This is a genomic window from Dactylosporangium maewongense (assembly GCF_039531485.1).
Lineage (GTDB): Bacteria > Actinomycetota > Actinomycetes > Mycobacteriales > Micromonosporaceae > Dactylosporangium > Dactylosporangium maewongense.
Genome location: NZ_BAAAQD010000070.1, coordinates 1 through 13,260 on the forward strand (window position 1 = coordinate 1; position 13,260 = coordinate 13,260).

General features: G+C 72.9%; 10 protein-coding genes. 5 read left to right on the forward strand and 5 right to left on the reverse strand.

All coding sequences use genetic code 11. The features are described from left to right. Positions 1-198, forward strand: a 198-nt coding sequence (locus ABD332_RS59340; protein WP_344515904.1) for a DUF3103 family protein, incomplete at its 5' end; no start/stop codon positions are given. Positions 199-353: 155 nt separating this feature from the next. Here the strand turns inward: ABD332_RS59340 and ABD332_RS59345 are convergent. Together ABD332_RS59345 and ABD332_RS59350 are read right to left on the reverse strand one after the other, a co-directional pair. Continuing rightward, positions 354-989 (reverse strand): response regulator, encoded by a 636-nt coding sequence (locus ABD332_RS59345; RefSeq protein ID WP_344515906.1) that lies wholly within the window; start codon positions 987-989, stop codon positions 354-356. Beyond that, positions 986-2,188 (reverse strand): sensor histidine kinase, encoded by a 1,203-nt coding sequence (locus tag ABD332_RS59350; protein WP_344515908.1) that lies wholly within the window; start codon positions 2,186-2,188, stop codon positions 986-988. Before ABD332_RS59350 ends, ABD332_RS59345 begins: the two co-directional genes overlap by 4 nt. Before the next feature lie 148 nt (positions 2,189-2,336). Between ABD332_RS59350 and ABD332_RS59355 the strand changes: the two genes are divergently transcribed. From ABD332_RS59355 to ABD332_RS59365, 3 genes are all read left to right on the forward strand, one after another. Then, on the forward strand, positions 2,337-3,425 hold the full coding sequence (locus tag ABD332_RS59355) for an ABC transporter permease (protein ID WP_344515910.1): 1,089 nt from the start codon (positions 2,337-2,339) through the stop codon (positions 3,423-3,425). After that, the gene (locus ABD332_RS59360; protein ID WP_344515912.1) at positions 3,422-4,105 is read left to right on the forward strand and encodes an ABC transporter ATP-binding protein; all 684 of its coding nucleotides are present in this window, start codon (positions 3,422-3,424) and stop codon (positions 4,103-4,105) included. Before ABD332_RS59355 ends, ABD332_RS59360 begins: the two co-directional genes overlap by 4 nt. Before the next feature lie 204 nt (positions 4,106-4,309). Further along, entirely contained in the window at positions 4,310-5,731 is a 1,422-nt protein-coding gene (locus ABD332_RS59365; RefSeq protein WP_344515914.1) for an amidohydrolase family protein, read from the forward strand. Between the two features lie 3 nt (positions 5,732-5,734). Here ABD332_RS59365 and ABD332_RS59370 read toward each other — a convergent pair whose 3' ends face one another. From ABD332_RS59370 to ABD332_RS59380, 3 genes are read right to left on the reverse strand one after another with little or no spacing between them, the layout of a single operon-like run. Next, positions 5,735-8,836 (reverse strand): AAA family ATPase, encoded by a 3,102-nt coding sequence (locus ABD332_RS59370; protein WP_344515916.1) that lies wholly within the window; start codon positions 8,834-8,836, stop codon positions 5,735-5,737. Further along, the gene (locus tag ABD332_RS59375; protein WP_344515918.1) at positions 8,833-10,731 is read right to left on the reverse strand and encodes a trypsin-like serine peptidase; all 1,899 of its coding nucleotides are present in this window, start codon (positions 10,729-10,731) and stop codon (positions 8,833-8,835) included. The genes ABD332_RS59370 and ABD332_RS59375 overlap by 4 nt, the downstream gene beginning before the upstream one ends. Then, on the reverse strand, positions 10,728-11,900 hold the full coding sequence (locus ABD332_RS59380) for a trypsin-like serine peptidase (protein WP_344515920.1): 1,173 nt from the start codon (positions 11,898-11,900) through the stop codon (positions 10,728-10,730). Before ABD332_RS59380 ends, ABD332_RS59375 begins: the two co-directional genes overlap by 4 nt. A gap of 244 nt (positions 11,901-12,144) precedes the next feature. On the opposite strand from ABD332_RS59380, the gene ABD332_RS59385 reads away from it, so the two are divergent. Beyond that, positions 12,145-12,924, forward strand: coding sequence for a (d)CMP kinase (locus tag ABD332_RS59385; protein ID WP_344515922.1), 780 nt, complete (start codon positions 12,145-12,147; stop codon positions 12,922-12,924). Positions 12,925-13,260 lie beyond the last annotated feature (336 nt).

Consider the following 13,260-nt stretch of genomic DNA (forward strand, 5'->3'; position numbering starts at 1 on the left):
CTGACCATCGTCGACGGCGGCGCGTACGCACCGCTCGTCGACGCCATCCTCGCCGCGCTGCCGAGCTCGTGGTACACCGACGATCCTGACTACGTCGACTCCTGGTACACGCTGTCCACCGCCAGCAACGGCCGCCTCACCGGCGCGGCCGGCAACGGCTGGATGGACGTCACGCCGTACTTTGTGCAGCCGCTGTAACCACCTGCGCTGCGGTGCAGGACCTTCAGCGATCCCAGCCGCAGCCGACATGAGGCCACGTGATCCCCACAGGCCGGTCAGCGCCTGCTGCGCCTCGGCGAGAACGGGTTCGACGACGGCGCGTCCGGCCCGCCGTCTTTCTTACAGTCCCCGGGTCAGCGGCGGATGAGACCGAGGTTGGTGGCCGTCGCGACCGCGGAGGTGCGGGAGTCGACGCCGAGTTTGAGATAGATGCGAGCCAGGTGCGACTTGACGGTGCCTTCGGTCAGGTGCAGGCGGGCGCCGATCGCCTGGTTGGACAGTCCCTCGGCGACCAGGGTCAGGACTTCGGTTTCGCGGCGGGTCAGCGCGGTGTCGGGTTGGCGCAGGCGGTTCATCAGCCGGTCCGCGATGGCGGGCGCGAGGGTGGTGCGGCCGGCCGCGGCGGTGCGCACGGCCGCGGCCAGTTCTTCGGGAGGGGCGTCTTTGAGCAGGTAGGCGGTGGCGCCGGCGGCGATGGCAGGCAGGGTGTCGGCGTCGGTGTCATAGGTCGTCACGATCACCACGCGGGGCGCGCCCGGGCGTGCCGTGATCGCAGCGGTGGCTTCGGCGCCGGTCATCCCGCCTCTGAATTGCAGGTCCATGAGGACGACGTCGATGTCACCGTCCGCGGCCCGGGTGACGGCTTGCTCGGCGGTGGCGGCTTCGGCCACCACGGCCAGATCGGGTTCGGTTTCCAGGACAGCGCGCAGCCCGGCTCGCACGACAGGGTGATCATCGGCGATCAGCAGGCGAATCGTCGATCCGGTCATGAGTTGGTCCCAGTACCGGTGGGGACCTGGACGGCCAGCGCGGTGCCGGCTCCGGTGGTGGCCTCGACGGTGAAGGTGCCGCCGAGCGCGTCGGCGCGGGCGCGCATCGCCGCGAGCCCGAATCCGCCGCCGTTCGGCTCCATGGCAGCGAGCTGGGTGGGGTCGAAGCCGGTGCCGTCGTCGACGATGTCCAGGGCGACCTGGTCGCCCAGGTAGCTGAGGGTGACGTCCACGGTGTCGGCGTCGGCGTGCCGGACGACGTTGGACAGGGCGGACTGGGCGATGCGCAACAGCGCGATCTCGGTCGCGGCGGACAGCTGTGCCGGGTCGCCGGTGCGGTGCAGGCGGGCGGTGATCCGGTGCCGTGCGGTCGTGGTGGCGCACAGCTGCTCGAGGGCTTCGACCAGGCCGGCGTCCTCCAGCGCGGGTGGGGTGAGCGCAGCGACGAAGCGACGGGCCTCGGCGAGGTTGTCCACCGCGGCCTGCCGGGCCTGCGCGACGTGACGAGCGGCCGTCTGCGCGGTGTCGGGCAGCGCGCGTTCAGCGGCGCGCAGCAGCAGCTGGATGCTGGACAGCCCTTGGGCCAGGGTGTCGTGGATCTCGCGGGCCAGCCGTTGCCGCTCGGCCAGCACCCCGGCGGAATGCTGGGCCGCGGCCAGATCCGCACGGGTGGCGGTCAGCTCCTCGATCAGCTGCCGCCGACGCTCGCTCTCCCGATACAGGGCCTGGTAGCCCCGCACCCCGGCGATCGCGACGGCCGCGCCGAGCAGCGGCCCGACCGTGATGGCCAACGTGAGCGCCCCGGCGTGAGCCGCGAAACCGGTGACCGCCGCGAGCGCGGTGGCCAGCACCGCGACGACACCAGCTCGGCGTGGTAGCAGGTGCAGCTGCAGGAAGTACAGCGGGAACGCCACCCACACACCGTCCGCGGACAGGGCCAGCAGGACCAGCCACCCTGCGACGACCGCGGCCAGCCACACCCTGGCCGCCCGGCGCGACGCGCGGACACGCGCGAACCGGACCCCGGCGCCATAGGTCAACGCGATCGCGCCCGCCACCGCGACCACGAGCCACGCGTGCGCGCCGCCGTCGGCGACCGCCCGAGCGGCAGCCACCACCAGCAGCCCGGCGAGGAGCAGATGCAGGCACCACAGCAGGCCACGGGCCGTGCGGGGCAGGTGGGACGCGGTCGAAGACATGATCTGTTCAGCGTACGGACAGCCACGCCCGGCCGGCCTCTATCAAAAGATGCAAGCCGCATCTGGTCTTGCGGCAGATGCCCGCACCCCCGCTCGACGGCGACCGTGGACACAGCCGCATCACGTCAAAGTAGAGGGGCGGAACATCGTGTTCGTCGCATGGCGCGACCTGCAGTTCGCCAGAGGCCGATTCGCCCTGATGGGCGCCGTCATCGTGCTGATCACCCTGCTCGTCGGGCTGCTGTCCGGCCTGACCGCCGGCCTCGGCCAGCAGAACATCTCCGCGATCACCGGCCTACCCGCCGATCGCATCGCGTTCAACGCCCCTGACCGGGGGCAGGACCTGTCGTACGCCAACTCCACAGTCACCGCCGAGCAATGGCAGCACTGGGCCCGCACGCCCGGCGTCACCAGCGCCGAACCGCTCGGCATCAGCACCACCCGGGCCAGAGCCGGCACCACGACCGTCGCCGTGTCCGTGTTCGGCGTCCAGCCCGGCTCCCCGCTCGCCCCGGCCGCCGACCGCATCGATGACCGATCCGTGGTGCTGTCCACCACCGCCGCGGACGACCTCGGACTCCACACGGGCGACACCCTCACCCTCGCCGGCCGGAGTCTGACCGTCGGCGCTGTCCGCGGCGACGCCTCCTTCAGCCATACCCCGGTCGTTTGGACGAGCCTGGCCACCTGGCGCCTGACCACCCCACCGACCAGCGAGCCGGATCGGGTGAGCGCAACCGTGATCGCCCTGACCACCACGAACGGAGCCGATGTCGCCGCCGGCGACCAAGCCGCTGGCACCCGCACCGTCACCCGCGACGACTCACTGTCCGCGATCGGCTCCTACGCCTCCGAGAACGGCTCCCTGCAACTGATGCGCGGCTTCCTGTTCGCCATCTCCGCCCTGGTCATCGGCGCCTTCTTCACCGTCTGGACCATCCAGCGCAGCGGCGACGTCGCCGTCCTCAAAGCCCTCGGCGCCTCCACCGCCGGGCTGCTGCGTGACGCCCTCGGCCAAGCCGCCGTCCTGCTCACCATCGGCACGCTCACCGGCACCGCCCTCGCCGCCGCGGCCGGCGCGTTCGTCGCCGGCACCGCCGTGCCGTTCCTGCTCACCCCGGCCACCATGCTCATCCCCACCGCAGTCATGATCGCGCTCGGCGTGCTCGGCGCGGCCCTGTCCATCCGCCGGATCACCTCTGTCGACCCGCTGACCGCCCTCGGGAGCGCCCGATGACCCTGACCCTGACCGACGTCACCCTCACCTACCCCGACGGCGACACCCGCCTGACCGCACTCGACCACATCAGCCTCGACGTGCCCCGCGGCAACCTCACCGCCGTCGTCGGCCCCTCCGGCTCCGGCAAATCCAGCCTGCTCGCCGTCGCCGCCACCCTCATCACCCCGGACAGCGGCACCGTCACCATCGACGGCACCACCGTCACCGACCTCAGCCGCAACGACCAAGCCGCCATACGCCGCCGCAGCATCGGCATCGTCTTCCAGCAACCCAACCTGCTGCCCTCCCTCACCGCCGCCGAACAGCTCCAGGTCATGGCCGTCATCGACGGCCGCCGACCCGCCGCCGCACGCCGACGCGTCCTCGACCTGCTCGACGCCGTCGGCATGGCCGCACAAGCCGACCGCCGACCGCACCAGCTCTCCGGCGGTCAACGCCAACGCGTCAACATCGCCCGCGCGCTCATGAACGACCCCACCGTTCTCCTCGTCGACGAACCCACCAGCGCCCTCGACCACGAACGCGGCGCCACCATCATCGACCTGATCACCCAGCTCACCCACCAGCAAGCCACAGCCACGATCCTCGTCACCCACGACCGCACCCACCTCACCGCCGCCGACCAGATCACCGAGGTCCGCGACGGCCGCCTCCTTGGCATGGCACGCTCGGAATAGCTCGCCGTGTCGCACATCTTCACCGGCCACGTGGGCCTGGACGGCGTCGACGGCGCGGCCACCGCACTGGCCGACCCAGAGGTCCACATCGACCCGGCGGCCCTGTCCATTTGACGGCGGAGTCGGACCGGAAGGCCGCAGTCCGCCGGCAGTGACGGTGCGAGGCTGAGATGGTCACTCAGCGTGCGCACCCGGGAGGGCTCCATGAGCACGGTCGTCGACGTGCACTGTCACGTGTTCAACGCGGCGGACCTGCCGGTGAAGGGGTTCATCCACCGGCTGCACCTGCGCAACGCCGCGCTCGGCGGGCTGCTCTCCGGGCTGATCGACACGCTCATCCAGGGCGCCGCGCCGTCGTTCGAGGCGGACCTCGGCCGGCTCAACACGCTCCTTGGCGGCGGTGGCGGCGGTGGCGGCGGGCTCGAAGGGCTGGGCCCGGCGCCCGAGGAGTCCTTCGAGCACGAGGTGGACGTGGCCGTCGCCGAGCTGCGGGGCACCCAGCCGGAGCTGCTGACCAGGATCGGGACAGCGCTCGCGGAGGAGGACGGGGCAGCCGGCGGGCTCGAAGGGATCGGGGACGCGACCCGCACCGCGCGGCGGGCGGTGCGATGGGTGAAGCTGTTCGGCCGGTCCCGGCTGGACCTGGTCGCCGAGCTGGTGCGGGTCAGCGGGGACCGGCTCGACCTGGCCGTGCCGCTGCTGGTGGACCTCGACAGCGGGCTCGCCGACCGGTCCCGGACCACGCAGCAGCAACAGGTGGAGCTGTTCGAGAAGCTGAGCCGGGCGACGATGCTCGGGGTGCTGCCGGGCGCCGGCAAGGCACGGCTGCACCCGTTCATCGGGTTCGATCCGCTGCGGGAGCTGCTCGCCCGCCGCACCCACGACGTCGAGACGCCGTTGGACCTGGTCAAGCGGGCCGTGCTGCGCTACGGGTTCGTCGGGGTCAAGGTGTACCCGCCGATGGGCTGGCGGCCGAGCGGCAACGCCGCCGACGGCCGGCACACCGCGCAGGACGCGGCCGAGCTGGACCGCATCGTCGGCGACCTGGCCGCGTGGTGCGAGGAGCAGGACGTGCCGATCACGGCGCACGCCAACAACTCCAACCACGCGGACCCGGGCTTCGACGGCTACGGCGGCCCCGACGACTGGCTGCCGGTGCTCGCCGCGCACCCGCGGCTGCGGCTGAACCTCGGGCACTTCGGCGGTGCCCAGCAGACCGAGCCCGCCGACGGCTGGCCGTGGCGGATGGCCCAGGCGATGGCCGCCCACCACGGACTCTTCGCCGACGTCGGCAACCACCGCATCCACGATCCCGCGATCCGCGCCGGCTACGCCGAGACCCTGCGCAGCATGCGCGCCGGCGCGGCGACCCGATCCGTCGCGGAGCGGGTGATGTACGGCAGCGACTGGTACATGCTCGCCCTGTACCCCGACGACGACCTCTTCCTGGAGCGCTACCTGACGCTGTTCGCCGGCTTCGGCGACGAGGCCCGCGACGCGTTCGCCGGCCGCAACGCGCTGCGCTTCCTCGGCTTCGACGACCCGCGGAACCGCAACGCGCAGCGGTTGTCGCAGCGGTACGAGCGGTACGCCCCCGCCAACGTCCCGGCCTGGCTCGCTCGTTGACGGCTATCCGCTGCGCAGCTGCTCCGTGAGCGCGTCCAGCAGGCGCCGGTGCAGGACCTCCCAGCGATGCACCGCGGTGATGATGCGGCCCAGCACGGGGTAGTTCGGCAGGTGAGCACGGAGCAGCTCCAGGAACGGCAGCAGGACGCCGGACCGGTCGACGTACACGACGAGCGTCTTGATCGTCCGCCGGATCGCGCTGGGGTCGGCGGCGGCGAGCACGTCGGGCTGCAGGTCGGCGACCGGCACCTGGAGCGCGAGCTCGGCACACCGGCCGAGGACAGCCATGCCGGCCTGTTCGACCACGGCTTCGAGCGCCTTGCAGACCGCCGGCCGCAGCTCGGGATTGTCACCGCGGAGGGCGTCGACCAGCGTAGGTTCGAACCGTAACGCGTCGCGGCTGAGGGTGATCGAAGCGCCGGCCGCCCGGCTGAACTGTGATGCCCATGTCTCCAGCACGTCGTCGCTGCGGAGCGTCTCGTCGATCACGAATGGTGCCGGCCTCAACGGCGGGTCGGCAAGCCGCGTGATCGCGTCGATCCACGTCGGATCCGGCCGGAAGATCGTGCCGGGATTCGGCTCGATGCGGACCGGCCGGCCGTCGCCCACTGCGAGCAGGATCAACGCGCGGCGCAGCTGGTCCACCGGAAACAGCTCGCCGCCGGGCTTCTCCGTCGCGAACCGTTGCAGCAGCGGGCGGCGGCGAGCCGCCCACCGCGCGGGTGGCTCGCCGCTCTCCACCGTCAGCAGGAGGTCCGGGAACAGCTGGTCGACCCCTGAGCGGTCCGGGAGCCGCGCTTCCAGCAGAGCCGTCGAGCGACCGGCCAGCAGGGCGTCGAGCATCGCGTACCGGCTGGTGCGGAACTCCGGCCCGGGTCGGTACTCGCCCCACCGCAGCGTGTCGCAGTACGCCTGGGCCAGCCACGGTGGCTCCCGCCGCTCCCGGCCCGCCGCCCAGCCCGCGTGCAGCAGATCCAGGGCTTCGGCCGGCGCCTCCTCGCGGACCAGGTCGTCCCCCTTGTGCTTGACCCACTCCCACCAGATGCCGTCCGGCAGTGTCAGCGCGTCCGCGGCGGGGAGGTCCTCGCCGCGCAGCGCCCGCACCTGCGCCGCGACCCTCGTCGGCAGGTCGTCGACGGTCTCGCCGAGCGCCAGCGCCAGCCGGTCCCATGCGGGCTCGGCGCGCCGTAGCTTGTCCACGGAACCGTCCTCGGGCACCAGCATCAGCGCGTGGTACAGCGCCTCGACCGATGCCTGCTCGGGCGGCAGCGGCTGCCAGTCGCCGGCGCCGAACTCGTCCTCGCCGCCGTCGCGGTACCAGCGCACCGCCGCCTCATGGATGCGCCGCACGGTGTCGCCGTACCGCGGATCCGCCGACATCATCCGCAGCATGCCGCGCCGCACGTCCGGCTGGTGGCGCAGCCCGTCCGTGGTGTCCTTGACCAGCCACACCTCGCCGGCGAGCTGGTCGGTGAGCCGCCGCGCGGTGTCGTCGTCGACCGGGCCGAGGCCGCACGCGACGGCCAGGACGTGCCGCACCAGCGGTGGGGTGACCCGCCGCAGCGCCAGCCCGGGGTGCGCCAGCTGCCGCACCCGCGCGTCGGCGATGTGGTTGAGGAACCGGTCGTAGAGCACCGCGCGGCGCACCCGCGCGTCGAGCTGCCCGGTCACCGCGTCGTCGCCGGCCAGGAAGTCGGCGCGGGCGGCGACGGTCAGCCGCCTGTAGAAGCGCGCGGCGACCTGCAGCGTCAGCGGGTTGCCGCCGACGATGTCTGCCAGGGCGCACGCCGCCGGCTGGTCGATGCGGTGCGCGTGCAGCACGGCGGCGGCGTCCGACCGGCCCAGGTCGCCGAGCGGGACGATCGACTGCACCATGTTGCCCACTGTGGACAGTGCGGCCCGCCCGGAGACCACGACGCGCAGGCCGGCCAGGCCCATCCCGGACCGGAGCCGGTGCAACCAGTCGAGGATGCGGCTCTCGGCGTCGCTCCAGCGGGAGGTGTACCGGTGTTCGCGTTGCCATTCCTCGAACGTGTCCAACACCAGCAGCACCGGACGCTGGTCGAGCCGGTGCAGCCTGACGATCTCGGACGCGTCGTATTCGAACGTGCTGACCGAGTGGGACAGGCCCTCGGCGTACAGGTGGCCGCTGTCGCGGTAGCGGTCGAAGCCGGCCTCGCGCCGGGCGACCCGGTGCTGGAACCGCAGGGCGGAGAAGTCCGCGGACGCGACCGGTGCGGCGGCACCGAGCTGGCGGGTCACCTCGTAGGACAGCTCCAGCTCCGCGTCGGCGCGGAACAGCACCCGGTCGAAGTCGATGACGACCACGGCCGGGCCGCGCTCGTCGCCGCGGGCGATCCGGTCGAGGTACGGCGCGATGAACGAGGCCAGCAGCGTCGACTTCCCACTACCGCCGACGCCGACGATCGACAGCAGCGGCAGCCGATACTGGTCCTCGACGGGGGCGGCGGCGAAGGCCCGGAGCCGAGCCAGGTAGGCGTCGCGGCCGAAGACACCGTGCCGCACCAGCACCTGGTAGCCGTCGGCGATGGCGCGCAGACGGGCCTGCCGCCGCGCCTCGGCCAGATGCCCGGACAGGCCGCCGAGCGGGAGCGCCCAGGCGAGCGCCTGCACGGCCGTGCCCGGCGCCGCCCCGGCGAGCACCGCGGCCCGCCCGGCGTGGTCCTGGCGGGCGATGGCGCGCAGCAGCTCACCGGCGGCGTCCGTCGGGACGTCCGCGACGTCGTCGGCCGCGTCGCGGACGGTGCCATCGGCGGCGAGACGGGCCAGGACCTCCTGCCGCGGCCCGCTGCGCAGCGTCCACCGCCAGCCCTGGCTCAGCGACGCCCGGTCGAACTGCGGCGCGAGCAGGTCGAGCAGGCGGTCCCCGTCGGCCTCGGCGACGCCGCGGAGGAGGTCGCGGGGCGCGACCGTGCCCGACAGCGCGGCCCGCTGCCGCAGCAGCCGGACCGCGTCGGCCGGCGGCGGCGCCGGGGCCGGCGTGCCGCCGGGGAGCCGGTCCAGGAACGCCGACCGCTCGGCGGCGGACCGCGACGACCACTCCCGGGCGACCAGCTCGGCCAGTGCGTCCAGGTTCTCCGTCATGCCGAACCCTCCGCAGCGGCGCGCAGCCTGTGCCCGAGACGCTCAAGGACCCGGAGCGCGGCGGCGTACCCGAGCACGCCCTGGAATTGTTCGAGGCTCAGCTCCGCCTCCACCATCTGCGTCGCCACCGGCAGCAGAGCGCTGCCCACGGGCAGGATCTGCGCGGCGATGTCCGCCGCGGCCGGGTCGGTCAGCTCGTCGACGAACGCCTCGACGCCGGGCGGCGGCTCCTCCAGCCAGCCGATCACGACCAGCCGCAGCGATGGGTACGCGGACAGGTTGCGGATCAGGTCCATGAGCAGGTCCCGCACGTCGACCGGGACGTCCAGCGCGGCACCGCCGAAGCCTTCCAGCACCAGCCAGGTCGGGCGCGAGCCCGCGCCGTACAGCACCCCGGTGACCTGCCGGCGGATGTCGCGCTGGGTCGTGGTCAGGCCGCTGGCGGCGACCTTCGCGCGGGCCGGTGCCGACCGGGCGGCGGCGACCTTCCCGGCGAACGCGGCGGCGTCGTCGTCGAGGGCGTTGGCCAGGTCCAGGCTCACCATGACCCCGCCGGCGTCCTCCACCATCTCCCGCACCAGGAACTTGGTGAAGTGCAGCCCGGTGCCGGGCGCCCCGCGCACGATCAGCAGCCGCTGCGCGGCGGTGGCGGCCGGCTCCAGCGACAACCGCACCCAGTCCTGCGTCGCCTGCCGGCCGACGACAGGGTGCGGCCCGGCGCCGAGCTCCGGCGAGCGGCGCAGTTCGCTGAGGTACGTGAGTTCCACGAGATCCAGCTCGTCCAGTCGCTCGCACCAGTCCCGGACCGGCACGGCCCGGTTGCGGGAAGCGGCCGGCAGCCCCGCCGCGTCGTCGGCGCAGTCCACCACGCGCGACCCGCCCTGGTGCAGCGCGACGATCCGCCAGTACCGGTCGAAGACGGGCGCCCCGGACGAGCCGGCGAGCGTGTTCGCGTCGTGCAGCCAGCGCACCGGCGGCGTCCCGAGCTGCTGGTCGAGCTTGCCGATCGACCACAGCAGCGGCTGGCCGAGCAGCCCGCCGCCCTGCGGGTGGTGCAGCACGTGGATCTGGAACGGCTGCCGCGACGCCCGGCCGCGCAGCACCGGCCGCGGCATCGGGCGCCGCTGCGCCAGCCGGATCAGCGCCAGGTCCCAGGGCCCCTCAGGCGCCTCGATGCCGCTGATGTCGCTCACGTCGGCGAGCGCCTTCGACCGCTCCAGCGGGGTCGGCGGGCTGGACCTGGCCAGCCACTGCGGGTGCAGGGCGGCGACGGTGCCGGCCAGCCGCACCGTGGTGCCGGGGTCGTCGGGCAGGTTGTCCTCGACGTCGCCGAACGTCAGCGTGAGCAGCGCGAGGCTGCCCTCGGCGGCCTGCGGCGAGCCGTCGGGGCCGAGCACGAGCGACCCGTCCGGGTGCTTGGCGAACAGGTCCCACAGCACGTGCGCGGCGGTGGCGACCAGCTGCGGCCGCACCAGCACCCCGGTGCCGATGTGCTGCTCGCCGATGTCGATGCGGCACACCAGGTCGCACGCCCGCAGCATGCCCTGCGCCGCGATCCTGGCGCTGGCCGGGCTGAACACGCCGTTCTGGAAGGCGTGCAGGCCCGCCGCCGACTCCCCGAGCAGCGCCACCAGATGCTCGTCGAACCCGTCCCCGACCAGGTCGTCCTTGACCAGCTGGAAGGCGAACGCGCGCAGGAAACCGTGCTGCTGCGCCACGGCGATCGCTTCACAGAGGAAGCCGACCGCGTCCCCGTCCGTGTCACGGCGCAGGTGCAGGCCGTGCGCGGTCTTCAACGGCCCCCAGATCGCGTCGATGCGTGCCCACTGGGGCCGTACGGCGGCCGCGAGGTCCCGGACCTGCGGACTCCACGAGCCGTCCTCCTCCGGGCTCACCTCGGACCCCCGTGCGACAACCGGTCCAGGTCGGCGGTGATCCGCTCGAGGGCGTGCGCCCAGTTCTGCCGGTCGGGCTGCCCGGCGAAGTGCAGCCCGAGCGCGGTCCGGCCGTCGGCGTCGAGGTCCACCAGCACCGAGCCGGAGTTGCCGCCGAGCGTGCTGGCGTCGTGCGTGAGGACCCACCCACGCGGGTCGAGCGGCACACCGCCGGCCGCCGCCATGATCTGCCCCGGCGCCAGCCGCTTGTAGCTGCGCACCCCGGCGAACAGCCGGACGAACAGGTCCGGCGTCGTGCTGGTCGGGTCGCCCGGATAGCCGACGAGGTAGATCGTCCGGCCGGCGCTGGCCAGCCCGCCGCGGGTCAGCGGGTCGTCGCCCCGGGCCACCCGGACCGGCTCCGGAAACGACCGCCCCGGCACCGGCTCCAGCTCCAGCAGCGCCAGGTCCAGCCCGTCGAAGTTGATCCCGCGCAGGTCCGGGTGCTCGAACCGCGGCTCACCCTGCCGCCCCACCCCGACCACCCGCCGGATCGGAAACCGCAGCTCCGGCCTCACCTCGCCGACCTCATGCCCGAAGTGGACGGCGACGGCCGTGTTGAGCCGCCCCTCGAACCGGCCGTCGCGCCGCTCCCCGCCGCGGGCGATCGCCCGCAGCACGTGGAAGTTCGTGACCACGAGCCCTTCGCCGACCACCCACGCGGTGCCGCAGTACCCGACCCCACGCGCGGCGGGGTCGTCGACCCGGCCGACCGCGGCGCAGACGGAACGCACCTGGTCCTCGAAGCGAGCGAGCACCGCGGCCCACAACCCGGCCGACGGCGCCGTCAGGTCCACGAAGTCGTCCTCGACGAAGAGCACCGGCCGCGACCCGTCGGCGCGCACCACCGCCTCCAACCCCAGGACGTCGGCCGGGCCGAGCTGCGCGTCCGCGCCGCCGCCGAGGACCTTGCGCAGCGCCTCGCCGGTCCCGCTCATCAGCCGCCGTACCTCGTCCGGGTCGGCACGCACACCGACCTTGCGCTCGACGTAGGCGATCTCATCCCGCAGCCGGTCCAGCAGCGCCTGCCGATCGGGCAGCGCCCCACCGCCGGACCCGGCGCCTTCCAGTGGCCCGCCGGCCGTGGCGCCCCGGGCGAGCAGCTCCAGATAGGTGCGCGAGTCCGTCATCGGCTTCACTATGACACTCGGCGATCGACCGGTCACTCGCCCGGCGGTGGCGCGATCCGGCCGGAACGGTCGCCGCCCTCCACCGATCAGCCGGTGCACCCGTGCCGGCCAGACCGCCCACCGGTGCGCCGACGCCCGCCCGGAAACGACCGACCTTCATCGGCGCCCGTATCCAGTGACTCGATGACCCCGCTCTTGCTGATGCGCGGACGGCGCCTGGTGGTCGCGTGGCAGCATGGCGTGCATGGTGACGAGCACGCCGATGTTCTGGGTTGGTGGCACACCGGGATCCGGTAAGTCGACGATAGTCCGCCAGGTCGCCCGCGAGCTTGACCTCGCGCTGCACCCAGTGGACGCCTACACCTACGCTCACCTGGAGCGCCTCGGCCCCCTCGGGCCGGCACTCGATGACGTGCTCGCCTTGGGCTCGGTGGCCGCGGCGGACGAGTTCGAACGCACGTCTGCACTCAGACTTCCCACCGTGATGGACGATGTCCGAGCGGCACAGGTTCCGGGGGTACCGACGCTCGTCGAGGGGCCGCAACTCCGCCCGGGGGGGGAGGCGACGTGGTCGCCCATCGGCTCGATCTGGCTGATCACCACCGCCGAGCGTACGCGCACGGCGAGATTGAACCGGCTCGTAGCAGGGGAAGACGCGGCCCGCCTTCGGGTCGAGGCCTTGGTCGAGCGTGACCAGCTGATCGGCGCACGGCTTCGATCCGCGGCCTTGGATGCCGGGAGTGCCGTCGTCGAGGTTCCGACCGACGTTGATTGGGATTGTGTACTGGCAGCGGTGCGTGAAGCCGTCAACACGGCCACGGCGTCATTCGCGCGGCTTCGGCCAGGGCGGGAACTGTCGTTACGACGACGCCATGAGAACGCCGTCGTCCATCGTCAGATCGTGGCGCACGAGCGGCACATCGGAGCGAACCTCCCGGCGTTCCCCTACGCATGTGTGTGCGGGCGAGGCGGTTGCACCGACACGACCCCGGCCACGTCGGCCGAATTCGAGGCGTGCGCCTGACCACCTAGGTCTTGCGCGGTGGCCGGCTCGAAGATCGTCACGCTTCGTGGTGAGCGACCGGCGCGTCGAACTGTGCGCCTGTGCACGCTCGGAGCCGATGAGCGGATGTCACCGCTTCATCCGGGCAGGCCGGGGCGTACCGAGACGGCCTGGCAGAGAGGGCGGCCTGCGGACCATTTGCCACACAGCCGCCGAGTGGTCAGTGAAGCTGAGCCACCCCCGCTTTCATGGAGCTTCTTGATCATGGTCTGATGGCCATGGGAAGGAAGATTCGTGCCAGCACCGAAGAAGTACTCACCTGATCTGCGGCAGCGTGCCGTGCGGTTGTATCGGGAG